The organism is Methanospirillum stamsii (assembly GCF_003173335.1).
In the GTDB taxonomy this organism is placed as follows: Archaea; Halobacteriota; Methanomicrobia; order Methanomicrobiales; family Methanospirillaceae; genus Methanospirillum; species Methanospirillum stamsii.
In genome coordinates this window covers 35,260-60,944 of the sequence record NZ_QGMZ01000011.1, presented here as the reverse complement: position 1 = coordinate 60,944, position 25,685 = coordinate 35,260, and the positions used below count along the sequence as shown (strand labels likewise).

Here is a 25,685-nt window from a genome sequence, read left to right as displayed (position 1 = left end):
ATGATGTATTGAAAGGAACCTCTCATGGACTTTAGTTTTTTTTCTCCGGAAATTTTTACTTTTGTGATAGTTCCTTTATTGATATTTTTAGCACGAATATGTGATGTTTCTATTGGAACTGTTCGTTATATTTTGATTTCAAGAGGTTTTAAAACAATTGCTCCAATTTTTGGATTTTTTGAAGTAATTATCTGGCTTTTGGCTATTGGTCAGGCCATGGGAAATATATCAAATCCAATCTGTTATATCGCCTATGGGGGAGGGTTTGCAGCAGGTACTTATATCGGGATGATGATTGAAGAACGAATGAGGCTGGGCATGGCTATTGTCCGTCTAATTACTCCATTACCTGCGGTTGATTTTATTGAACGTTTACATCAGTACGGATATGGAGTAACGAGTATTATGGCAGAGGGAGCTATAAGTAAAGTAACGATTATTTTTATGGTGGTTAAAAGGTCAAGGATCCCTGAACTCATAATACTAATTCGGGATTTTAATCCAAATGCTTTTTATACCATTGAAGATGTCAGATCTGCTTGTGAGGGAATATTTCCACAAGATAGTGATAATAATCCGTTTGAAATTTTTAAAAAGCCCTTTTATTTTATTAGTAAAAGAAAATAATTATTTATCTGGCCTGCCATATTGAATTTTTTAATAATTTTTCCTTTGAATTTTCAGAGTTATTTATCAGGTCCATAATTTCATCTACAGAAAAATTGTATATACATGGCAATAATGGATCATCATATTCCCATCGATCTAATTGTTCCGGATGTATTGTATTTTCATAAAGGGTGCAATATTCTTCCTGTGTATTAAAAAATACACAGTCTTCACAAGGTCTGAATTTTCTTGTATTAATATCAGGAATCATTAATATTGTCTTTTATTATGGTAATGCTCATTAATTGATAATTGTATTGATATGGCCATTACTGGAAAAAGGCATATAAAAAATAATAATTTCTTGCAAAGACTTTATTAATATAAAATATTATTAGGTATAATAGCCGGAGAAAAAAAACAAATGTCTGAATCATCTTTTTCTCAGCAGATTCTTTATGTTGATGATGAGATTTTTCTCCTGGATTTATGCCGGATTTTTTTAGAGAAAGAAGGAGATTTTAAAGTTGATACCGCAATTTCAGGAAAAGATGCTCTTAAAAAGATATCCAATAATAAATATGATGCAATAATTTCTGACTATGAAATGCCGGATATGAATGGAGTAGAATTACTTAAAATAATTCGATCAGAAGGCAAAATCATTCCATTCATCATTTTTACCGGAAAAGGTCGGGAAGAGGTTGTTATAGAAGCATTGAATAATGGGGCGGATTTTTATTTGCAAAAGGGTGGAGACCCTATTGCACAATTTGCAGAATTAAAATCAAAAGTTGAGCATGCTATCCGCCAAAAAAAGGCAGAATTCGCACTTCAACAAGAACGGGAACAACTCCTTTCAATTTTTGATAGTCTTGAACAATTTGTCTATGTTTCAGATATAAATACCTATGAAATACTTTATGTAAACCAATATTTTCAAAATGTCCTCAATAAGGATGTTATTGGAAAAATTTGTTATGAGGAATTTCAAAATAATAATGCTCCCTGCAGTTTCTGTACAAATCAGATTATTACAGAACAAAAACCAAAACCATATTCCTGGGAATTTTATAATCCTGTTCTTGAACGTTATTTTTCAATTATTGATAGGGTAATTCGATGGCCTGATGGCCGTGAAGTAAGGCTTGAAGTTGCTTCAGATATCACTGAAACCAAGAAGGCATTGAATGAACTAAACGCAGCATATGAAGAAATAGCTTCTTCAGAAGATGAACTAAAGCATCAATTTGAAGAATTAATTGAAAGTAAAGAAAGGTTAAAAGAAAGTGAAGAAAGATATCGTTCAGTTATTGAAAATGCTCAGGATGTAATCTATCAAAGTGATGAAAAAGGCAGGATTATCATGGCGAGTCCGAGTATCTTATCATTATTGGGATATGAATCCATGGATGAGATAATCGGGAAAAATATCGCAGAAAATTTTTATCTAAACCCGGAAAACCGGGATGAATTTGTTAAGAAATTAAATGAATCTGGTTCAGTATCTAATTTTGAAGTGGTTTTAATAAAAAAGGATAAAACTCCGGTATATGTTTCAACGAACAGTCATTATTATTACAAGGGGAATGGAACTGTTGCAGGAATAGAAGGTAATTTTAGGGATATTACTGATATAAGGGCTGCAAACCTTTCTCTATTAGAGAAAGAAGAATTATATCGCTTCTTGGTGGAACATATTGAAGATGGGGTATTTATAGTTCAGGATGATATTTTGGTCTTTTGCAATAATACTTTTGCTAAGACAATAGGTTATGATCCAGATGAATTAATCGGTTCAGTTATTTTTGATTATTTTGGTTCGGAAAATCGTGATGAATTAATCTGGAAATGTCACAATGCAGAAGAATTTTCAGTCATTTTAGAATCATATGAAACCTGTTTAATTCATAAAAAAAACAATCAGAAAATTCCAGTTTTATTATCATTGCGGATAAGTCATTATAAGAGTAAAAAAGCCTGTATTGGGACAACTCATTCTGCAATTGCCATTTGTGATCAAGTGGAACACTCTTTACGTGAAAGTAAATCAATGCTCAATGCCATTTTACAAGAATCTCCGATTCCCCAATTTGTTATTGATAAGAACCATCAGATTATCTATTGGAATCATGCATTAGAAAAGTATAGTGGCATTAATTCTCGTGAAATAATCGGAACTTCAGAACATTGGAGAGCTTTTTATAAGAATAAACGTCCATGTCTGGTGGATTTAGTTCTGGAGAATACTGTTCAGGATCTTGTAAAATGGTATGGAGATAGTGCAAAAAAATCCTATTTGGTTGATGATGCATATTCAGCCATTGGTTTTTTTTCACATCTGGGAAAACAAGGTATATGGCTTTATTTTACCGGGGCATTACTACGGGATATAGATGGAAATGTTTGGGGTGCTCTGGAAACTCTGGAGGACATTACTGATCAGATGATGAATGAAGAAGGTCTTCGACAGGCGAATAAAAAATTAAATCTTCTTGCAGATATAACCCGTCATGATATTCTAAATACTTTAACGGTATTAACCGGTGCTATTGATTTAATAAGAGACGAGATAACAGATACTAAAACGATGAATTATATCAATCCGGTTGATAAAGCACTTAATACCATTTACCGACAAATACTTTTTACCCGTGATTATCAAAACCTCGGGATTACTGCTCCGTACTGGCAGCATCTATCAGAATTAATTAAGGAACATGTTATTTGTAATCTGCCTTCCGGGATTTTATTTTCCAATAAATATTGTGAATATGAATTATATGCAGATGGACTGTTAGGGAGAGTTTTTTCTAACCTTCTTGACAATTCTATCCGGCATGGGGAGCATGTTTCTCACATAAATATTACAACTTTTGAAAGAGATAATAGTCTCTTTATACATTATTCAGATGATGGTATTGGAATTCCTGTGTCAATGAAAGAACGAATTTTTGAACGAGGCGTAGGAAGTCACACCGGATACGGTCTTTTTCTAACTAAAGAAATATTATCGCTTACCAGTATCTCGATTTGTGAAATTGGAATACCCGGAGAAGGAGCATTATTTGAAATTACTATTCCTGAAAAATTTTTTAAAAAAATTCATCAATACCTCCCATAAATTTTTGATAATGCCCGAAGACGAAAAGTAAGCTCATCAGTTAACATTTTTTCTTGCATTTTCCATTTCCAATTTCCCGTATCTATTCCGGGACGGTTCATTCTGGCTGATTCATCAAGGTTTAAGATATCCTGTATCGGAATAATTGCAGTATTTGCATTACTCATCATTGCCAATCTGATGAAAACTTCACATATTTCGCTTGATGAAATTTCTTTTCCAATATATGAAAACAACCGTTGTTTCTCAATATCTGTAGAGTCTTTTAAGAACCAGCCCAGGGTTGTGTTATTATCATGAGTTCCTGTATAAACAAGTGATTCTTTCTTTATATTATGGAGAATATATGGATTATCAGATGTATCTGAACTAAATGCAAATTGGAGTACATTCATCCCAGGAATGTTAAATTCTCTTAATATTTCCCGTACATCCGGCGTGATAATACCCAAATCTTCAGCGATAATGGGGAGGTAAGGAAAATTTTTTTCCATCGTTTGTAAAAATTTCCATGCTGGTGCGTTTACCCACCTGCCTTGAATTGCCGTATCTGATCCTGCAGGGATTTCCCAAAAAGCTGCAAGACCCCTGAAATGATCAATTCGGAGAAAATCTACACCTTGGAGTTCTTTATGGATTCGTCGTCTCCACCAGGTAAAATTGTCATTCTCAATTCTTTCCCATGCGTATAAAGGATTGTTCCAGATTTGACCCGTTTCACTAAAATAATCCGGAGGAACTCCGGCAACAAAAATAGGGCGCTTATTTTCATCTAATTGAAACCAGATTGGATTTGACCAGACATCACTACTGTCATAGTCGATATAAATTGGAATATCTCCAATTAGCCATATACCACAATCATGGCACTTTTTTAAAAATTTTTCCCATTGAAGAGAAAAAAGATATTGAATAAATCGGACTTTTTCTATTTCGGTATAATATAATTGAGTATATTCTTTTAAATACTCATCATTTCGGTTTTTTAATTCTAATGGCCAGTCTGACCAATTAGTATCCGGGTGTTGACTTCGAATAACCATAAAGAGGGCATAATCATCTAACCACCAGGATTGCTCTCTGCAGAAATTGGTAAATTCCGGATTATGACCAAAAAATTTGAACCGGTGATAGGCCATGTCAAAAAGCTGGTTTTTATAAGATATTACGGATGGAAAATCTACAAATTTTATGTTAAATTCAGGAATTGGAAAAAGATCTGAATCATCTAAAAATCCATCCTCCACTAGAAATTCCGGGCTGATGAGTAGAGGATTTCCTGCAAAGGCTGAAAGTGAATGGTACGGTGAATTATCATATTTTTCATCGGTTGGATGAATAGGAAGAATCTGCCAATATCTTTGCCCTGCTTTTTGGAGAAATTCAATAAATTCATGTGCAACAGGTCCTAGGTCCCCGATACCAAATTTTGTTGGAAGGGATGTAATATGAAGGAGAATTCCACTACCTCTTGTTTTCATCTATTCACTCCGTTGTCTTAATCAAAGTAAAAATTCATGATTTAATTTAGAAAAATATTAAAATGTCAATTTTTTGTTAAATGGATAAAATATCCAGGTTATCTCCAAGAATTATAAATTGTTCCAACCATTCTTTAGCGGATTCATCTTGAGCTTCCTCATCTGTTTTCATTCGTTCATAAATCATTTTCCTTAACCTGAAGTAAGAATTCTGACTATTCCTCAAATCCAGTGATAATGAGAGTGGTGAAATGATTGTAAACAACCGATTGGTTTTCTGAATATTATTTATATCAAAAGGGTTTTTCTCTACTTCTTCTAAAAACCGTGTAAATAATTCTTCAATAAAAATTGAAAGAGTTTTTATTTCTGGTTGGAATTTCCCTTTGGTTAAATCAGTAATTATTTGGGATAAACGTGTTTCATCATAATCCATTTTTGATAAACATATTTTGAGTTCATTATTGAGAGAAAATTGTATCGGAAATTCAAGTGATGTAGGGGGCTTAATATGCAATTCTTTCATTGCCGTAACCAGAGAATAATATCTTTTATATAACAGCTGATATTCATAATTAATATCAGATAATGCTTCATTTAAGATGCTATAAAGAACTTTTCGTTTACCATCTCGAAATAAATGCCATAAAGAGAAGGAATGATAATCAAAATTCCGGTCAATCCCAAGAATCAACCTGGGTAAATCATTTCTTTGTAACGATGTCCAAATATCATTATTAATTTCATTAAATGCTTCTTCTGTGGTAAAGGGTTTTATTCCACCAATAAAATTGTGTTCTCCCAAGTGAAGAGCAACAAATATCAGAGTAGATTCTTTTAGAGTAATTTTCGATCTGAATAAAGCATATCCAGTTGCAAGTTTTATTCTCCCGGCATTTCCTTCTTGAAATGATTTATTAAAAATATCGTAAGTCGGAACTGCTGATTCATCTGGTTGGTTTTTGATAAGAGAAGTGACTGCATATTGAAAGGCGACTCGGTTTATATCAAAAATAGCACTTTTTACATAATTATTATATATTGTGCCCCCATCTCCAATCTCCAAAACATTAGATTTTGCCTTTGTTAGTAATGTAACATATTCTGGTTCCAGGTCAATGCCTATTATGTCACGAAGAAGATGCATGGCCCTACAGGCATACATCATAACCTGAACTGTTTCAATTCCCGCAAGATCATCAAAAAACCATCCACAGCTGGTTTGCATGAAGAGAAGGTTTTTCTGAATTTCAAGTAATTTTATGCTTCTGACAATTTCATCGTGAGAAAGATTACGTTTGGCATGCGAATTAAAAAAACGAATAATTTTTTCCGGAGATCTATCAATAAGAATATCAATGTAATCATCACGGACGGTAAAGGGATACTGAAAAAGAGATTCCATTTCTTTTTCATATAATTGGTTTAATTGTGAATGGAGCCAATTCATGGCATCCCGAAGTGGTTTTCTCCATTGTTGATTCCAGGGTTTAATGTTCTTTAAAGAGTTTTTATCCTGTAATGCAATAGGGTAACAAACAGAAGTATCAGTAATAAGGCAGGCATACATCGCTCTGCAACCGCAATCATCTTCCCATCTTTTTACACCATGTATACAACTCCAGGATGTATTCTCTGCAATAGATACTTCATATTCCGGAGGAAACTTGTCCAAATATTCGCCGTAAATTGTGATTGATGCAACTCTTTCCAATTCAATTTTCTTTAATGCATATGCGAGTGCCATATCTGCAAATCGGTGATGATGTCCATAGGTTTCACCATCATTTGCGATTGATAATAATTCCGAAGATTCATGAGAATCAGGAAACCTTCGTATTAAACGATCCGCAAATAAGTCACCATTTTCAAGAATGTTCTGAAATGCGACTTCATTTGCTATACCTGAATCATAAAAAAAAATAGAAATTTTTTTACTTGATGGGAGAATGCACAGGTATGGTCTAAAGATATCAAGGGTATCCTGTGTAATATTTAACCAGGTTTCCTGGCTGATTTTCCGAATTCTTTTAGCCTGATGGGGTGCAAGAATAGTAAATTTTATTCCTAGTTCAGCTAGAATCTCCAACGATTCAATATCTACTGCGGTCTCCGGTAACCACATCCCCTCAGGCATTCTTTCAAAACGATATATAAAATCTTTAATTCCCCACAAAATTTCAGTTTTTTTATCGTTATAAGAAGCGAGAGGTAGTATAATATGATTGTATGCCTGAGCGATAGCAGAACCATGCCCGGAAAAATTATTTTGGCTTTCTTTATCAGCGTTTAAAATAGCTCTATAGACATCTTTGTTATGTTGTTCAAGCCATGAAAGAAGGGTTGGACCAAAATTAAAACTAATTTTTGCATAATTATTAACGATATTTATAATTTTTTTATCAGATCCGAGAATTCTGGATGATGCGTTCGGAGCGTAACATTCAGCAGTCACCCGTTCATTCCAATCATGAAAAGGATATGCGGATTCTTCTATTTCTATCTCTTCCAACCAGGGATTTTCACGAGGAGGTTGATAAAAATGTCCATGAACACAGATATATTTCGAAATGATCATCACCTTTGATTATGAGGGTTATTTTGTTCCTATCGTTTCTGTTGCATAATAGATATTTATAAGTTTGTTAAAGATTATTGCCGGACATTCCTGATTATTGACAGAGATTATGAATTCAGAATTTTATGTTAATTGTATATTAAAAATCTACTTGCAACAAGTAAAAAAAAATGTAAAAGCCATTACTGTTTCTCCTAACATTATGGGCCAGGAAATATCTGAAAATCAAATTAAAACTATTGTGGCTACAATATCTTCCCTCATTTCCAATAGGAGGATTGAAGATAAAACCGTGACTCTGGTCTGCTATTGGAATAGTATGAACGTTTTCCTTATTATTTCTGGATAGAATTATTGAGTTAATGAATTAGTTTTTTTCGAATGCCCATTTTATAATTACTAATCACCAGGATTGAATCACTAAATGAAGAATTCAAGTCAGGATCCCCAGTGTCAATGAACAGAGATTTCGTGTTTTGTAATTTTGATTCTGATGCAATTACAATCAACGAGTTAATTCCGATCTTTTTTATTACATCCCTGCTTATCTGTTGGTTTCCTCTCCCCAGTATAAATCCCTGAGCGCCAATTGGACTGATAATAATTTTTACTTTATCATAATAGTTGAGTAAGGTGAGTATCTCTTTTTCGTTAAGGTCTGATTTTAATAATTTCTTCTGATATATTGCATCTATTCCAAGGAGGGTTTTTGAAATATTCAGAGTATCTGCTATTTTTTTTGTTGTGGTTCCAGCTCCCAGCAGATAAAGCGTATCATCCTGCATAATTTCAATGATAAAATTTGCTATTCCTTCCATGTTATCTGCTTCATCACCAAAGGAAACTTGTTTACTACATTGACACAATCCCTTAACATAAGGTATTTTTGCAATTCCAAATAGAGTAGTCTTTAAATTTCCATTTCGGTATTCTTCCTCATCAACATCCAGAACCTCTCCATCTATCAGATTATTTCCATTCCATTGCGAGAGAATATGAACGGCAGATTCGGGTGTTGTAGCAAAAACTCCGGAAAAAATTTTTACTCCTGTTGGGATTCCTAAAATTGGTACAGCGTTTCCAGTACAAGAAAAAACATCTTTTGCTGTTCCATCACCACCACAGAAAATTAATAAATCTACGTGGGCTTTCATAATTTCAAGGCAGGCTTTTTTGGTATCAGCAGCACTGGTTTTAATTATTGGATCTAAATTATTTTTTTCAGAATGGTAAACAATTGTATAAGAAAGATTGGTTTTTCTTAATACATTCTCACCCATTTCTCCATTAACTGTAAAAAAATGGATGTCTTTTTCTTTTAGACCGGAAAGAAACCTTAGGGCTTTTGTTGCTGACTGGGGTTCTGCTCCTAATGATATTGCTTCTTTTATGGAGTTATCCGTTCCTTTCAGTCCAACTGCTCCTCCCATTCCTGCATAAGGATTTATAATAAACCCGATAGAGGTCATGCGACTATTGGAAGGTTTTTTAATGATTCTGCTATTAAATCTGCGGGGTATTCATAATCTACCAGTGAACCGCTAAAGTATGCTTCATAACTTGAAAGATCAAAATGACCATGTCCACTATTATTAAATATAATCGTTTTTGATTCTCCAGATTTTTTACATTCAATTGCTTTATCGATAACCGCACGTATCGCATGAGCAGATTCAGGCGCCGGAATAATCCCTTCTGAACGGGCAAACATTACTGCAGCTTCGAAAACTTCATTCTGATAAACAGAAGTTGAGGAAATCAGATTATCAGCATGAAGTTTAGAGATAAGAGGGGCCATTCCGTGATATCGAAGACCCCCTGCATGAATTGAAGGAGGAATGAAATCATGACCCAATGTAAACATTTTCAGGAGAGGAGTAAGGCCTGCAACATCTCCGAAATCATAAGCATAAAGTCCTTTGGTTAATGAAGGGCATGCAGAAGGTTCAACTGCCAGTATTTCAATATCCGGATTTTTACCATCAATCTTGTCTTTAATAAAAGGGAAACATATTCCTGCACAATTTGATCCTCCTCCCGCGGATGCTATGACAACATCTGCAGTTTCGTCCACCATTTCAAGTTGTTTTTGTGTTTCCAGTCCGATGATAGTCTGATGGAGACAGACATGGTTCAATACGCTACCAAGTGAATAATTAGTATTGGAATGAGTTGCAGCATCTTCAACCGCTTCAGAAATAGCAATTCCCAGGGATCCCGGAGTATCAGGATTTTTTTCAAGGATGGTTCGTCCTGCATTGGTATCTGGTGAAGGTGAAGGAACACATGATGCCCCCCATGTCTGCATCATCATCTTTCTGTAGGGTTTTTGATCATAACTTCCTCTGACCATGTAGACTTTACATTCCATGTCAAAGAGTTGTGTTGCAAAAGCGAGAGATGAACCCCATTGACCTGCACCAGTTTCTGTTGCAATACGCTCAATACCTTCTTTCATATTATAATATGCCTGAGCAATTGCAGTATTTGGTTTATGAGATCCTGGTGGACTGACTCCTTCATATTTATAGAAAATTTTTGCCGGAGTTTTCAGAAGTTTCTCTAACCGATGTGCACGAAAGAGGGGGGATGGTCTCCATAAAGTTAAAATATCCCTGATTTCTGAAGGAATGTCAATATAACGTTCCTGGGACATTTCCTGTTTTATTAATTCTTTAGGAAAAATTGGTTCCAGATCTGCTGAACATAGGGGTTTTTTTGTCTGTGGATGCATTGGTGGTTCTAATGGTGTTTTTAGATCCGCCTGAATGTTGTACCATTTTTTCGGTAATTCATTCTCATCCAGAATTATCTTCGTGTCCATGTATATGTTAGTATGTGGTTGCACATATTTATACATTTTCGAACAAGTATGGTCCCCACCGTCTAATTATTATTTGACTGATATTGTTTACGAAATTTCAAGAATAATATCCATATAAGGATTAATATCAATGGCCAAAACATCGCTTTTCCAGTAAAACAAAAGATTGCTCCGGTTAATATTAATGAGATAAAACTTACAATTAAACCAATTTTATCATTCTTTAATAAAATAAGACCTGCAGCACATCCCGCAAAATAGGTAAGAATAAAAGTTGTGTTTGGAATTTGTATTAGAATATCGAGAGAAATTTTTCCGCTCATGAATATTAAAAGAATGCAGAAATAACAGATAATTAAAAAAATGAGAGAACCAACCGGAGTAAAAAACCTCGTATGTAATAAAGTAAAGACTTTTGGTCCATAACCTGATTTTGAAATGGTGTATGCTAATCTTCCTGCAGCTCCGGTATATGCAATTGCAGGAGCAGTTGTGATAAATAATGTTATTATCCCGGCGATTATCATTCCTGATGTCCCAAATGAAAGATTAATCAGATGAATCAGTGAGACATCTGATATTCCGGGACCATAACATTTTGTTCCGATAACTGCGAATGCTGTTGCCAGATAGAGGATACTAATAATAATTGATGAAATGATAGTGCCTCTGACTACATCCCGTCCCGGGTTTTCAAATTCTTCAGTCACATGAGAAATTGCTTCCCATCCAAGAAAACACCAGAAGATAAGGGTAGCTGAATGACCCACACTTATCCAGCCATTAGGCATAAACGGAATAAAATTTTCCATATTAATTGAAGGTATGCTTCCTGCTATCGCTCCGATGAGAATCAATACTGTAGCGATTACAACAGTCATCTGAACCTTTCCGGTAAGTCTCATCCCGAAAAAATTTGACACTACTGCAATTACCATAATAATTGCTGAAATAATGATTCTTCCTGAATCTCCCAGACCAAAAGCAGAAGATGCATACCCTGCTCCGGTTAAAGCAATAATGGGGACCGCAATAATTGCGGATAGAAGAAAAAACCAGCCGACAAGCATTCCAATTTCCGGGTTAAATGCTTTTGATACAAAATATGAAACGCCTCCGGCATGAGGATATTTTACTGATAAAAAACCCATACTTAACGCCATAGGTATTGCCAATATACTCATAAGGATCCATGCAAGAAGTGATGCAGGGCCGGATGAATCAGCGGTTAGTCCTGGCAGTAGCAAAATCCCTGACCCCAGAACTGATCCTATATATAGGGGAATTATTTGCGTAAGAGTAAGCGATGAAGTTTTAGGTATTGATGGTTCCACAGATATCACCAATTTATTTGGTTTTTATTGGGACCTTAACTATGGTTCTGCAAGAAGAAAAAAAGATGAGTTTGGTTTTTCTTTTTTGAGTGAATGAATGAGAAAATTTTTCTCGTTAGCAAAATTTTCCGGAATTATTCTAATTATGAATTTGTATGCCATTCATAATAATCCGAAATTTCTAATAAGATGATATTTACATAATATCTGGAAGTACATGGATAAAAAATGGATAAAATTTATCGGATTTCTTTTTATTATTATTGCAGTACTGATTGCCCTTTTATTATTGACAACATCTGATCGTCATCCACCTGTAACCGATAATTCAGACATTCGTAACATTTCAATTACAATATTAGAGCATTCTGAAATTGAAAGAAATAATGATACAATGTTAATATCGTATTCTCTTCTCACATCTCCCTACAAAGATAAAGAGTTACGTCTTACAAAAATTGAAGTACTGGATTTGAGCGATGGGACTATCATATCTACTTTTGAAAAAGAAAATTTAGAGAAAATATCTAAATCTGACGAACAATTTTTATTATCTTATCCAATTCAAAAATTCGACAAATCCTTATCAATCACCCATCGTCTTTTTTTTATTTCAAATGGTAGAGCAATTTTACCTTTTTCAGTAATTGGTGGGGACATATTATTGGAAAATTAAAAAATTTATAATATGTGTCTGATAAAAAAATCGGGATTATCATAACCGCCCAATTTTTCTTTTTATTATTCGTCAAATGAGTACAATTAAGGTATAAAAAAAATATATGTAACCTATGGAACTGTTGGATGAAATTTCTAAAAACTTTAGAAAACGTTTCTCAACAGCTGTTCTAGTCAGGATATTTTTTTTATTCATAATTCTTTTTGGAGTATTTGCTTTATTATATGCTCACAATCAGACTACGGAATTGAAAGAGAATATTCAGTCAATGAATAATCTTTCTCTCCATTCATTGGAAAAAAGTATTCAACTTCGTTTTGCTGCATTCAAATTATATGATGACACATTAAATATCCGGTTAAAAGATGCATTTATTCCGTTTTTTAACACCTATGAATTACATAAAGAAGATATCAAAAAGTTAGATCTAAACTTAATAAAAACAGAAATTAACGAAAATCCTGAAAACATAGATCTTTACATAATAAATGAATCCAATGTCATTGTTGCAACAACAAATAAACAAGACTTAAATCTAAATTTTCGAGAAAATGCTCCGAAATTTGCTGATTATTTAGACACAATTCGGAATAATAATGGCTTTTTTCCTGATCAGGTTACCGGAGAACTAAATGGCATCGAGCTTCGAAAATGGGCATATATGCCAACATCTGATCATAAATATGTTTTGGAAATCGGTATAAAGGAGCAATCTTTTGGAATTGATCGTGATATTATCATGAATCTCTCTGATATCGTTCGTGATACAACATTTTCGAATCCATATATTCATGATATTTCAATATTTAATTTCAAAAAAGATCCCGTAGCTACATCATCAGAATATGTAAATCCTCTTCAGGATTCTAGAATCAATCAGATTTTTGAAACTCATGCATCCATAATTGATTATGCTAATGGTATTCCAATACGTTACCTGGTTTACTTAAAAAGTGAAAGAGCAATTTATGGGTATGAAGCTTCATTTGTCGCCGAAGTAAATACGGATGTTTCATTGATTGAAAATGAGATTCTCTCAATTTATTTAGGTATGTTCAATCTCTTTTTGATTGTGATAGTTATTTCCGGAATACTATTATATTTTACTTTAATACGGTTATCAAGACCGGTTCAGGATATTATTGAGGACATCAATCAAATATCACAGGGGGATTTAAATCATACCATTCGCGATCCTGAAATTGATGAGTTCAATTCTTTAACAAATGCTATTTACCGCTTAAAAGAAAGTATTCTTTCTGAACAATTAAATAATCAGATATTAATTGAACGAAACATACTGTTAAATCAGATTATTAAGAGCATTCCTGAACCTATTCTGATTATTAATTCATCTCACAATGTTATAGGATGGAATAATGCGATGGAAGATCTCACTGGGTTTTCTAGTACGGACATTATTGGATCTGATCGGGAGGTATATACTCATATTTTTTATCCGGAGGGAGATTGTCTTCTTGCCAATCTCATTCTTGAACCTGGGTTGAAACGTAGAATTCCTTTTTTTGATGATAAAAATCAAAAAATATTACATAGTGAAGGCTGGTTGACCATTTCGGGCCAAATTGAAGAGAAGTATCTTTCAGCAGTAGCTGGACCTGTTTACGATAAGAACGAAGACATTATCGCGGTAATTGAAACTATCCGGGACTTCTCAATTTTAAAAGCGACTGAAGAAGCACTGATAACATCAAAAGAAGAATATCAACTTATTATTGAAAATTCTTATGATATAATTTTTAATATCGACTTACGAGGGATGTTTACTTTCCTATCACCCAGTTGGGAAAGAAATACTGGTTTTACCATTCTTGATACACTTGGGCATTCATATTCGGATTATATTCACCATGATGATATTGATGAATTCCATAATATCATTCAAAATGTTATCAAAACGATTAAACGTTCAGATACAATAATTTTCAGAATTGTTCATTCTAATGATATGATTCATTGGTACAGCTCTGTTTTCAATCCGGTTTATAATTCTAATAACGAACTCATTTTTATTACCGGAGTTGCTCATGACATTACTGAAAGAAAGCAGGTTGAAGATTCACTAAAATTTGCTTTGCATAAATTGAATGTTTTGAATTCGATAACCCGGCATGATATAAAAAACCAGTTAACAGTCCTTATGGGATTTCTTCATCTGGATAAAGAAGATCTGTCAGATGAGGAACAAATTCGAAGGAATGAAGTTGAACGAAAAGTGGGTATTACTATTTATAATCAGATTGAATTTGCACGTCTTTATCATGAAATAGGATTGAAGGAACCTGTCTGGCAGAATATTGCTTTCATCATTAAGTCAGTTCTTGATCAAATAAATCTTAATTCAGTAATTTTTCATAATCTTATTGAAAATCTGGAATTATTTGCAGATCCGATGTTCGAGAAGGTTATTTATACTCTTTTTGAGAATACCATCCGTCATGGGATGCATGTAACAAATATCACGATGCAATCCATTGTAAATGACGAAGGATTAATCATTGTCTATTCCGATGATGGCTGTGGGATCATGGATGAGGAGAAAGAATTAATTTTTAATCATGGATATGGACAAAATACAGGTCTGGGTCTTTTTCTTTCAAGGGAGATATTGTCTCTTACGGGGCTTTCCATTCATGAATCAGGAACTTATGAGAAAGGTGTCAGATTTGAGATTTTTATAAAAAATGGACTGTATCGGTTTATCAAATAAGGCATCAAATTTTTGATAATCTTATAAAACCCTGAATGAATCACCGGATTAACTTAAAGATTACACATAGTAATTAAAAAAACTCTCAATCGGTTTTATTCTTTTATTAATATAAGTCCTATTGCATGGCATATTATTAAATAGAGAAGAATCTGAAAAAGATTGGGGGGATCGATGATGCCCGGTCAATTATCAGTTTTCTTAATCGATCTGGCTCATCATCTTCATCGAAATCTTCTCCGTTTTTACAAGTTTTCTATATTTTTTTAAAGGGTTTAATTTTTGACCAGGTATTGAGAGTTTCTCACCTGGTCTTTTACTAGGAATTTTAATAAATCCAGGATCTAATTATTAAAAATTTTAAAAAAATTTAAAATGAGATTTAAAAATAGCATCATATGATGAATGAACCTCATCCTGGATTTAAAAATTTTAAAAATTACCTCATGATACTATAATAAATTTTGATATTTAAAACACAACTTTTTTAAATTTAACTATTGAATTCCCTGAAGGGATAAAATATGGGTAAGGGCATGAGAATATTTTCAATGATTTTTTTAATTATAATATTTCTTACTAGTATTGGTTATTGTGAGGAAACAAAACGGTCTGAAATTCCCGGAATGTTTTCTATCTCAACTGATCCTCCGGGTGCAGAAATAATTCTTCAAAATTTTTCCCTTGGAACAACTCCTTTACTTTACATTCCATCTTCTGATTTAAAAGTTCCATTTATATTTGAAATTATAAAACCCGGATATTATTTAGAAGTAAGAAATATTACTGAATTACCACAATCTGGCAATACTATCACAATTTCTATCTCCTTAAAACCATCTCCTCAATTTGGAAGGATTACAATTCTGGCAAAACCTGATGGAAGTCTCGTGAGTCTGGATGGAGATAAGCCCGTAGAAGTCCCATATACCTATGATAAAGTCCCGGTTGGAAACCATTCTATTATTGTCAGTAAATCAGGATATAAAACCTATAAAAATTCACAATTATTTGTAAATGCTGATAAAGATATAGTTCTACAAGTTTTTCTCATATCCAACACTGAAAACAAGGTACTTGTGGTAATGACATCCCCCCCGGATGCTGAAATTCTTGTTGATGGTATCTATCGGGGAACAACTCTTGGTTCAATTCCTTTGAAAATCGGGCCATTAATCGATGGCAAACATATTGTTAAGACAAGATTAACTGGTTATAAGGATATAGTAACAGAGGTAGTCACTCAGGAATTTATATCCACCAATCTGGATCTTATTCTCGAGCCAATTAATGCAATTCCTAAATCTGCATCTTTAAAGGTTCGAACGAATCCCTATGGTGCTGATGTGATGTTAAGTGGAATTTGGGCCGGACAGACTCCGATTTTAGGGTATCTGGAAGTAAAAAATATTCCATCTAACCGATATTATCTTACGATATCTCTTTTAGGATATGAAAATGTTAGTGAATGGATAGAACCAAAGGAAGGAGAAAATATAATAATCGAAAGAACTTTGAAATCAATAAAATAATTTCATTTTGTAGATGATTATAAAATGATAATTGAGAAATCTTTTGTTTTTCTATATTGTATCGGAAAAAACAATTAAATTAATCAGGATTTATCATAATCAAATTTCTTACCGCTCATCATGAACTTTTTTATTGCTGATACAGTCGAGGCATGGAAAATCATTTTCATGAATAATTACCCCAAAAATATATGTTGGAGCATTTTCACCAGATGATACTGAGGATTTTTCAATTAAGACATCACCTAATGTACCATCTGGCTTATAAAACGAAATTCTCATATGTACATTGATTGAGTTTTTCTTCAGGATAAGATCATCATTTCCTTTAAGAAAATCTGTTGCTATTTTTTCCGGCATTACTTCTTTAACATGTTTTCCAGAAATGGTTTCATGTTTTACATTAATGAGTTCACAGAATGCAGAATTAGCAGTAAAAAATTTGCCATCCTCTCCAACAATAAAAATCGGATGAGAAAAATTAGTAAGTAACCGCTCAATAAGAGTTGCCTGTAAAAGTCTTGCTTCCTCTTGTTTTTTCCAGGTTGTCATATCCGTAATTAAAATATAACCGCGTGTCAAATCTCCAAAAGGAACCAGTTTTATTCGTATCGATATATAAATCGGAGAACCATCTTTTTTCCTGGCCCAGAACCTGATTTCTTTCATTGATCCCTGATCAAGTTCAGCTTCACTAACTGCCTTTTTAAATCGAGATTTTTCTTCCGGAAGAGGCAGATCTTCTGGTCTGATAAATTGAATTTCATCTTTACTATAACCAGTTATCTCACAAAGACGTTGGTTATGAAAGATAATTTTTTTCTTTCCTGCCTGTAATTCAGATACGATCAATCCATCTGATAGATGATCAGATACACTCCGGAAGAATTGTTCACTTTCCTTAAGTGAGCGTATAGCTTCTTTTTCAAGAGTAATATCTTCTAAAATAATGGTATCTGCAGAACTCCCATCATCAAATGATGTTGGGATAATTTTTCCTTGAAAATATCTGGGAGGTTTATTATTGGTACCATTAATAGAGATTTCAAATTGATCTGTTTTTTCTGATACTTTTTCGATAAGTTTGGAAAGAAAATATGAACTATCCGAGCCATCAGTTACGATCTGGTTAATCTTCTTTTCAAGAATTTTTTCACCAGGCAATCCCAGAAATTCAAAAAAAGTATCGTTTCCCTGGATAATCCGCAAATCGCTGTCTAGCACAAGTACCAGATCTGTTGTGTAGGAGAGAAGAGCTGATAGAGGGACACGGGTTGAAAGAGTAAAAACCTTTGCCATTCCAAAAGTTCTTAAATCAACATGTCCGGCAGCATGGAGTATATCTAAGTATCGCCCGGTTGAATGTTTATTCCTCCCTAGAGCTGCAGCTATCTCTGTTACCGTCATCCCACGAGGATGATTTCTGAGAAGCTCCTTTATCTGGGTAAGTTCATCAGACAACCGATGCATGATCTAATATTAGGGCCAGTCACACAAATATGTTACTATTGTCAGGAACAAATAATTGTTATAATTATTTGTAACACATGGGAGAAAATTATAAATATAGATTTTTACCATCTATTATTACACAACTTAAAAAATGAGGTGTTTAAGTATGTCTAAATTTTTAAAACATTCATCCATTTTCTCTAAAACTTCAATTTTCAGACTTTCAGGGCTTGCCCTCCTTGGACTATGTCTGATAGTTTTTTGTGCTTCCCCGGTAATGGCAGGGACGAAGTATATGTCCGGAGAACCAAATCTTACTGTCTCAATATCCGGTATTAATGAATTTACTCCGGGAACGACAATAGAGTTGCCCATAAATATTGAAAATTCCGGATTGAATTATATGAAAATGGTTCAATCCGGAATCGTAGATAGAGATGATATCCCTTCCACCGCAAAAATGGTTCGGGTCACTCTTCTTCCTGATGGTGCACCAATTCTGATTAAATCTGATTCCCAGATGGCCGGAGATATTGCTGGTTCAGAAACAAAAACCATAAAATTCCAGATTCGGGTAAAAGATGATGGTCATGCCGGAATTTATAGTCTTCCGGTTCAGATTGAGTATACCTATCTTGCAGATGCAGAACAGGTTGGAACAGACAGTGTAATAAACCGGTTTAATACAAAAAAACAAACACTAAATGTACCATTTATCGTAAGATCAGCAATTAATCTGGACATCCTCAAAGTTACACCTGAAGATATTAATGCCGGCGGTGAGGGTTTTGTTACAGTAACTCTCAAAAACAGCGGTGCTGACACCGGTCATAAAGCAATCGCTAAATTAAACCGTTCGGGCAATTCTCCTGTGGTGCCTGTAGACAGTACCGTATATATCGGAGAATTTAAACCTGGTGACGAATTTGAGGCAAAATTCAAAGTATCTGTTACTCGTGATGCAGAACCCCAGGACTATCCTCTTGAAGTAATGGTAACCTATGAGAATGCAGATAAAGAAACTCTCGATACCCCTGCAGAAAGCATTGGTGTTCCCGTAGGGGGGAAAATCACGTTCTCAATGATTAACGATCCTCCTCAGGTTAAAGCAGGCGGAAAACAGGTCATTGAAGTTGAATATCGTAATGATGGTGATGCAATTGCATATAGTTCAGAAGCACGTATTAGTGCAGTAGATCCGTTTTCCAGCGATGATGATCTTGCCTACCTCGGAGATATTAAACCAGGAGAATCTGCAATTGCAAAATTTAAGATATCTACTACTTCCGATGCAATAGAAAAGACCTATGGACTTGACTCAGAAATCAGATATCGTGATGCTTTAGATAACAGCCAGATATCAGATACAATAAAAGTTCAGGTAAGCGTAGTTAAATCAGAAGGGCTGTCAGCAATTTTAACAAATCCAATTGTATTAGCGGTAATACTTATTGTGATAATTGGTGCCGCATATCGGCTTCATACCACCCGAAGAAAACCAGGTTCAGTATAAGGAAGGGATTTGGTGAATCACCTTGTATTCAATTTTTAAGGAATTTTCTCAACAATAATAAAACGAGAGATGGGCTTTCATCTTCAACAGGTCTAATTTTTTAAACCCTCTCTCATTTTTTATTAAACCCACATTTTTTTCATCTTTTTTAACTGGATAAATTTTTTTTCAGGCTTTTAGTCTTCGTATCTCTGTCCACAAGCTTACGAGAGATAAACTAATCAAATTCAGTGTTGTTGCAAAGGACCAAAGAATTGATTCGATATAATTTAAATTTGCTATCCATCCTGACCAGAGAGCAGTACAAATAATAGTAAAAGTAATGAGAGTATCTAATGCAAGAAAAATTGTTGAAGAATGTAATAACCTACCTATTTGAGCCAAAGAACAAAATTCTATCCTGTCTGGTTGCCCGATAAGATCGAAACCTACCCTTGCAAGATTAAAAATCATGTCTAAACCAGACCATATAATCAGGATTATTCCCGGATAGATAAAAAACGGTTGATGATACATCAACGATGCCCGAATAAACAAAATTCCGAATAATATTTTATAAAGGCAAAAAGGGACTCCGATAGTTAGTGAAAGAAAGAGTGGTCGGGAAAAAAAAGAGGACGGGGAAAAATTTTCAGAGTTTTTTCCATCCTTTTCCCTCATATCTGACTGCATACACCCATGGTGTATTCATTGAAACTATATGAATAATCATGTTGGGGATTTATTCCCCGGATGATTCATAAAGGAGGGTAAGATATCTGGATTCAAAAATTATAATTAACGGCCATATGAATAGTGCAACGAAAAAGTTTGTAAGATCAACAGCAACTAACGTGTCTAATAAAAACCCAATTATAAATGATATTAACCAGACATTGACGAGCCCGATAATATATACTTTCCAACCGATTGTCCTGATAGTATTCAGAATTGCCCGGAAATTAAACGCTTCAATAAATCTGTTGGTTCTTGCCATCCTGATAATACCAATAATTGAAATAATTGCAATTATTATCGCAAGGATGAAAGCAACAATTATGCCTGCAATACATGGAATAATATATGGAACAAATGCAGAAAGACTGAAATCTACTGATTCGTTTGAGATTTGATTCATAAATTCCATAATTATTGGGATCATTGAAAGAATCAATACAAGAATCACTGGAATTGCATAAATGAAACTTGCAATCAGGTATTTTATACCATCAATGAATCTTCTCAACCAGTTGTTACATTCCGGGGGCACTGGATTTCCCCGGAAGATTTCCATAGTGTATCCCATCATAAATGGAAATATTATCGTGGAGATAGCAAGATAGATCCATCTTCCACATCTTCCCCATACCGTGTCCCGGGTAAACCGAACGGCATCTGTAAGAGCTAATGCGTAATCCATTGTTATCATCGCTAGGTTAGAAGAAACGGCATTTATAGGTTTTGTAGAAAAATAAAATGCCGAATAATAAAATTTCGAATTTGAGAGGAGCAAATCCTTTAATACTACCGGATATAACTATTATTCACTATCTTGCAATGCAAGATACCTAAAAATGACAGGAAGCTGATAGTAACTGCATGAATATCAAAAAATCAGCCTGTTTCTACAGTAAAACAGGTCAGGGGGAGGCATGAACGCGCAATTCAAGAAGGGTGTTCTTGAAATGTGTGTCATGGCATTGCTGGGGTTTCGTGATCGATATGGATATGAACTGGTTCATGAAATTTCTGAACGGTTTGAAATTTCAGAAGGAAGTATCTACCCACTTCTCCGGCGTCTTCTAACAGAAGGTTATGTATCAACATATCTTCAGGAATCTGTGGAAGGCCCGGCGAGAAAATATTATTCTCTCACTGAAAATGGGTTTCAGGCACGAAATGAACTTATAAAAGAATGGAATGATTTTTCAAATGCTGTATGTGGTCTTATTGAGGAGATGACCCATGCTGAAAGATGAATTTTTAAAACAGTTAGAAAATTCTCTCGCCGGTCTTTCAGAAGATAATAAAAATGAAATTCTCGCGGATTATGCTGAACATTATGAAATGGGTACTCTTAATGGAAGATCTGAAGAAGATATTTCCCGTGCACTCGGTGATCCCAGATCCATTGGAAAGGAATATTTAGCATCGACATTAGTAAAAAGAGCAGAAGAAGCTCCATCAGCTGGAGGAATTGGAAGGGCCGTTCTTGCTACTATTGGTTTAGGATTATTTAACCTGGTAATCGTAATAATCCCTCTATTTATCATCATTTTCCTTCTGGGTATCTTCCTGGTAATAGCATTTTCTCTGGGATGTGCAGGCCTGATTCTGACCGGATGCGGTTTTTTAGAGCTTATCGGGATTTTTTCATCAGATCTTCCCATATCATCACCTGCAGCAGTTTTCATTGGTATTGGTATCACCTGTATGGGAATTTTAGGTTTTCTTTGTGAATTCTGGCTTGCAAGACTTTTGTATCGTCTTGGTATTCGATATCTGAAATGGAATATTGCGGTGATACATGGAAGTGAGAAATTATGAGTGGTTTTATAGTTCCATCACTTAAAACTGCAATGTTATGGCTTTTTGCCATTATGATTGTATGTTTTGTTATCGGAGCAGTGCTGGTAGTACTTGAGTCTGATAAACCGGATCATAATATTCAAAAAAATATTGATTTTTATTATCCTGTTCAGGGTATTGAAAAAGCACAATTTGACCTGGAGGTTGACACTGGTTCAATTATTATAAACCCAGGCGAAGAGTCTGAAATGGTTTCCGGGACAGTTTTTTTTGAAGGTATGTTACCTGAACCGTGCTTATCTCATACAATAACGAATGGAACAGCAAATTTTGTTATTGATAGGGAAAAAAACATCCTGCATGATCTTATCGGAGGAGAGGAAAACTGGAAGATTAATCTTGGGGAGAAAATTCCTGCTAACCTGGATATACAACTAGGAACCGGTGATATCATCTTCAATTCAGGAGAAATTGAAATAAAAAATGTAAGGATTGAAAATGGAGCTGGATCTCTTTATCTGGATATACATGAATGGAAAGGAGAAAATTTGGATGTAAGTATCGAAACGGGAATTGGCGATCTTACTATGATATTCCCGGATAACTCAGATATCTTTGTTTCTCGTGACCAGGGTGTTGTAAATTCAATCATATCCGGATTTAGCGCTAATGATAATGGATACATTCACAATGGTTCATCTGTGAATAATTCTACCATAAATGTATCAATAATCCAGGGAATTGGAGAATTAAACCTAAAAACTATTCCAGAAAAGAACTGAAGATGGTTAGTATGAATTTTTCTGATGAAATTTAGGAATAAATTAAGAATGAATGAAAGATAATTCCAAACACAAAGGTAATTATGACAAAAATTGTTACAAATTATAAAGGGATTGGATTTTTAGTATTGTTGCATACAATTTTATTAGTTTCAATACTAATTCTCCCTGTATCAGCCGGACCTCAGAACTCAGTAGTTATTTCTGATTATAAGGTATCTCCAGCGGTTCTCATGCCCGGAGAAGAAGGAACTCTTACAGTAACATTAAAGAGTATCTCAACAACTACGGCCACCAGCTCAATATCTTATGGATCAGATGTTGCTCAGACAACCACCAGTTTTACTCCATATATTGATAGCGTCATAATTAAATCTAAGGATTTTGATGTTTTAGATGGAGATTCAAAATTTGAAGGCAATATCGGGCCTGATCAACCGGTAGCCATTACTTTTCTTATTCGTGCTCCTCAAAAAAGCGGGATGTATTTTCCCGAGGTATGGATACGAGTACGTGATGGCCAGAGTCTTAAGTACCCGGTTCCCGTAAATGTGAATACACAGATTTCAGTTATGAGGACTCCCTCTCTCTCATTGGAAAATTCTTTTCCGGAACCGGTAAAACCCGGAACAAAGATTGAAGGGACAATAAAAATTTTTAATGATGGTTCAACCCAGGCAGATAACATCAGGGTTTTTATTAATGGGACACCTCCTTATGCCATTCCTTCAGGTATCAGTTCATTTATGATTGATAGTTTAAAAGCCGGAATGTCTAAAGAAAGGAATCTTTCACTTCTGATAGACAAGAACACCCCTACTGGAATTATAGAAGTTCCCGTCCGGATGTCATATGCACTCCTTGACGGAACGGTTATTGAGGATTCTGGTTCTATTGGTCTTGATGTCAGAGGAGAATCTGAAATTAGTATCACATCAGTAGAGACAACACCATCCCGGGTAAATCCCGGAGAACCTTTTGATCTCATTATCCGTGTACAAAATACGGGGACGGGAGAAGCAAAATCCGTCAGTGCAATTATTGATCTTCCGATTAAAGGAGCAAATGAAGCATTTATCGGACGGATTAAATCCGGTAATGATGCTCCGGCAACATTTGTCCTTGAAGGTACAGATTCCGGAGAATACCAGTATCATATGAAAATTACTTCGATAGATGACTGGGGAACACATATTCTTGAGAAGGATTTGACATTAACCATTGCAGATGGCGGTGATTCCTCCGGTTTGATGATAATTATAATCATCATTGTGATAGGCGGGGTAGGTGCTTTCTGGTACATGAGGCGTAAAAACGGGGATGACTGATGCTTCTTGACCTCAGGGTTTCATTCTTTTTAGCCATAAGGGGAATTCTCAGGGGAAGCAGAGGGAGTCTATATCTTACCATCCTCATCATTGCAATGGTTTTTACCAACATGATCTTTATGCCTTCGATTATCCTGGGATTTATCAAGGTAGCAGAGGACCAGATAATCACCTACCAGACTGGAAATATCCTGATTTCTCCTCATGAGGATGAAGCATATATTGAGGATGCATTTGCACTACAGGAAAAAATTAATCGGATTCCTGGTGTTCTCAGAGCTTCGGTCCATTACAGTACCGGGGTGACTTTACGCTATAAAGGAAACACCCTGGGATCTAATCTTGTTGCAATCAATCCGGATGATGAACGGTTGGTTACTGATGTCTATCAGAAAATGTCAGACGGATATTATCTAGCTGATGGAGAAAATGATGAGATAATTATCGGCATTCAGACTTCAGGACATAAAGATGAAAGTCTTGACATGGGAGCAACACTTGGATATCTGAAAGCTGGAGATCCGGTAACGGTAGAATATACTAATGGTATTAGTAAAGTTTACCATGTAAAAGGAATTATCGAAACAGGTTCATATTACGCAGATCAAGGAGCATATATTACCTGGGATGAACTGGAATCGGTTTATGGCAGGGATATGGATCTTGCAACTGATATGATTGTCAGAACTGATCCGGATGCCTATGAACCTGATGTAAAAACTCAGATTTACCGGTTTGGTATACGGGAGAAAGTGCAGACCTGGCAGGATCTATTGGAAGAAGCAATGGGCAGAGCTGTTCAGAATTTTGCAATGCTCAACTCTATTACAATAATAGTATCTCTTATCATTGCAGTTGTGGTTCTCTTCATCGTAATCATGATTAAAACCCTTAACAGTCGGAGACAGATAGGAGTTTTAAAAGCTCTTGGTGTAGAGAAAAATATCATCATTCATAACTATGTTTTCCAGGTTCTGATTATGACAACTCTTGGTGTTATTGTTGGTACCACCCTTGTGGAATCTATGGTTGCGATATTGACCGTATACCCGTTTCAGTTTCCGGATGGAGAAGTAACACCGGTTGTTGCGATATCTGATCTGATAAATAATACAATTATGCTTTATATTGTGGCCTTTATTGCCGGGTATATTCCTGCATGGAGGGTAGCTTCTGAGGATATCCTTACCGCTATGAGGAGTTGATTTTC

Annotated in this window: 19 protein-coding genes; 11 read left to right on the top strand and 8 right to left on the bottom strand. The window is 34.8% G+C overall.

Features of this window, described 5'->3' with window-relative positions:
* The first annotated feature begins 24 nt into the window (after positions 1 to 24).
* A complete protein-coding gene (locus DLD82_RS05470) occupies positions 25 to 627 on the top strand; it encodes a DUF2179 domain-containing protein (protein ID WP_109940101.1) in 603 nt (200 codons plus the stop codon).
* Positions 628 to 631: 4 nt separating this feature from the next.
* On the opposite strand, the gene DLD82_RS05465 is transcribed toward DLD82_RS05470, so the two are convergent.
* The gene (locus DLD82_RS05465) at positions 632 to 880 is read right to left on the bottom strand and encodes a hypothetical protein (protein ID WP_109940100.1); all 249 of its coding nucleotides are present in this window, start codon (positions 878 to 880) and stop codon (positions 632 to 634) included.
* A gap of 153 nt (positions 881 to 1,033) precedes the next feature.
* On the opposite strand from DLD82_RS05465, the gene DLD82_RS05460 reads away from it, so the two are divergent.
* Positions 1,034 to 3,733, top strand: a complete 2,700-nt coding sequence (locus DLD82_RS05460; protein ID WP_109940099.1) for a PAS domain S-box protein — start codon at positions 1,034 to 1,036, stop codon at positions 3,731 to 3,733.
* Here the strand turns inward: DLD82_RS05460 and malQ are convergent.
* The 5 genes from malQ to DLD82_RS05430 form a co-directional block, all read right to left on the bottom strand.
* Positions 3,718 to 5,214, bottom strand: coding sequence for a 4-alpha-glucanotransferase (malQ, locus tag DLD82_RS05455; RefSeq protein ID WP_109940098.1), 1,497 nt, complete (start codon positions 5,212 to 5,214; stop codon positions 3,718 to 3,720). The two genes, DLD82_RS05460 and malQ, sit on opposite strands and share 16 nt — an antisense overlap.
* A gap of 76 nt (positions 5,215 to 5,290) precedes the next feature.
* Complete coding sequence (locus DLD82_RS05450) at positions 5,291 to 7,792, bottom strand: DUF3536 domain-containing protein (protein ID WP_109940097.1); 2,502 nt, start codon at positions 7,790 to 7,792, stop codon at positions 5,291 to 5,293.
* Positions 7,793 to 8,151: 359 nt separating this feature from the next.
* Entirely contained in the window at positions 8,152 to 9,261 is a 1,110-nt protein-coding gene (locus DLD82_RS05440; RefSeq protein WP_109940095.1) for an ATP-NAD kinase family protein, read from the bottom strand.
* Complete coding sequence (locus tag DLD82_RS05435; protein WP_109940094.1) at positions 9,258 to 10,616, bottom strand: TrpB-like pyridoxal phosphate-dependent enzyme; 1,359 nt, start codon at positions 10,614 to 10,616, stop codon at positions 9,258 to 9,260. The genes DLD82_RS05440 and DLD82_RS05435 overlap by 4 nt, the downstream gene beginning before the upstream one ends.
* A 62-nt stretch (positions 10,617 to 10,678) precedes the next feature.
* Positions 10,679 to 11,950: an APC family permease gene (locus DLD82_RS05430; protein ID WP_109940190.1), complete on the bottom strand. Its 1,272-nt coding sequence runs from the start codon at positions 11,948 to 11,950 to the stop codon at positions 10,679 to 10,681.
* Between the two features lie 217 nt (positions 11,951 to 12,167).
* Here DLD82_RS05430 and DLD82_RS05425 point away from each other — a divergent pair, with 217 nt between their 5' ends.
* The 3 genes from DLD82_RS05425 (at position 12,168) to DLD82_RS05415 (ending at position 16,892) form a co-directional block, all read left to right on the top strand.
* Positions 12,168 to 12,626, top strand: coding sequence for a hypothetical protein (locus DLD82_RS05425; protein WP_109940093.1), 459 nt, complete (start codon positions 12,168 to 12,170; stop codon positions 12,624 to 12,626).
* Between the two features lie 115 nt (positions 12,627 to 12,741).
* Positions 12,742 to 15,360 carry a PAS domain S-box protein gene (locus DLD82_RS05420; RefSeq protein WP_109940092.1) on the top strand — a complete coding sequence of 873 codons (2,619 nt, stop codon included), beginning with the start codon at positions 12,742 to 12,744 and terminating at the stop codon, positions 15,358 to 15,360.
* A 524-nt stretch (positions 15,361 to 15,884) separates the two neighbouring features.
* Positions 15,885 to 16,892 carry a PEGA domain-containing protein gene (locus DLD82_RS05415; RefSeq protein WP_109940091.1) on the top strand — a complete coding sequence of 336 codons (1,008 nt, stop codon included), beginning with the start codon at positions 15,885 to 15,887 and terminating at the stop codon, positions 16,890 to 16,892.
* Between the two features lie 108 nt (positions 16,893 to 17,000).
* Here the strand turns inward: DLD82_RS05415 and DLD82_RS05410 are convergent, their stop codons facing one another.
* Positions 17,001 to 18,362 (bottom strand): PAS domain S-box protein, encoded by a 1,362-nt coding sequence (locus DLD82_RS05410; RefSeq protein ID WP_109940090.1) that lies wholly within the window; start codon positions 18,360 to 18,362, stop codon positions 17,001 to 17,003.
* A 148-nt stretch (positions 18,363 to 18,510) separates the two neighbouring features.
* Here DLD82_RS05410 and DLD82_RS05405 point away from each other — a divergent pair, with 148 nt between their 5' ends.
* Entirely contained in the window at positions 18,511 to 19,857 is a 1,347-nt protein-coding gene (locus tag DLD82_RS05405) for a COG1361 S-layer family protein (protein ID WP_109940089.1), read from the top strand.
* A gap of 721 nt (positions 19,858 to 20,578) precedes the next feature.
* Here DLD82_RS05405 and DLD82_RS05395 read toward each other — a convergent pair.
* On the bottom strand, positions 20,579 to 21,265 hold the full coding sequence (locus tag DLD82_RS05395) for a DUF4013 domain-containing protein (RefSeq protein ID WP_146199701.1): 687 nt from the start codon (positions 21,263 to 21,265) through the stop codon (positions 20,579 to 20,581).
* Positions 21,266 to 21,488: 223 nt separating this feature from the next.
* Between DLD82_RS05395 and DLD82_RS05390 the strand changes: the two genes are divergently transcribed.
* The 5 genes from DLD82_RS05390 to DLD82_RS05370 all read left to right on the top strand — a co-directional run bounded on the left by DLD82_RS05390 (position 21,489) and on the right by DLD82_RS05370 (position 25,680).
* Complete coding sequence (locus DLD82_RS05390; RefSeq protein ID WP_109940087.1) at positions 21,489 to 21,815, top strand: PadR family transcriptional regulator; 327 nt, start codon at positions 21,489 to 21,491, stop codon at positions 21,813 to 21,815.
* On the top strand, positions 21,802 to 22,383 hold the full coding sequence (locus DLD82_RS05385; RefSeq protein WP_109940086.1) for an HAAS signaling domain-containing protein: 582 nt from the start codon (positions 21,802 to 21,804) through the stop codon (positions 22,381 to 22,383). The genes DLD82_RS05390 and DLD82_RS05385 overlap by 14 nt, the downstream gene beginning before the upstream one ends.
* Positions 22,380 to 23,147: a toast rack family protein gene (locus DLD82_RS05380; protein WP_109940085.1), complete on the top strand. Its 768-nt coding sequence runs from the start codon at positions 22,380 to 22,382 to the stop codon at positions 23,145 to 23,147. Before DLD82_RS05385 ends, DLD82_RS05380 begins: the two co-directional genes overlap by 4 nt.
* Before the next feature lie 83 nt (positions 23,148 to 23,230).
* The gene (locus DLD82_RS05375) at positions 23,231 to 24,475 is read left to right on the top strand and encodes a COG1361 S-layer family protein (protein ID WP_109940084.1); all 1,245 of its coding nucleotides are present in this window, start codon (positions 23,231 to 23,233) and stop codon (positions 24,473 to 24,475) included.
* The gene (locus DLD82_RS05370; protein WP_109940083.1) at positions 24,475 to 25,680 is read left to right on the top strand and encodes an ABC transporter permease; all 1,206 of its coding nucleotides are present in this window, start codon (positions 24,475 to 24,477) and stop codon (positions 25,678 to 25,680) included. The genes DLD82_RS05375 and DLD82_RS05370 overlap by 1 nt, the downstream gene beginning before the upstream one ends.
* The last annotated feature ends 5 nt before the right edge of the window (positions 25,681 to 25,685 follow it).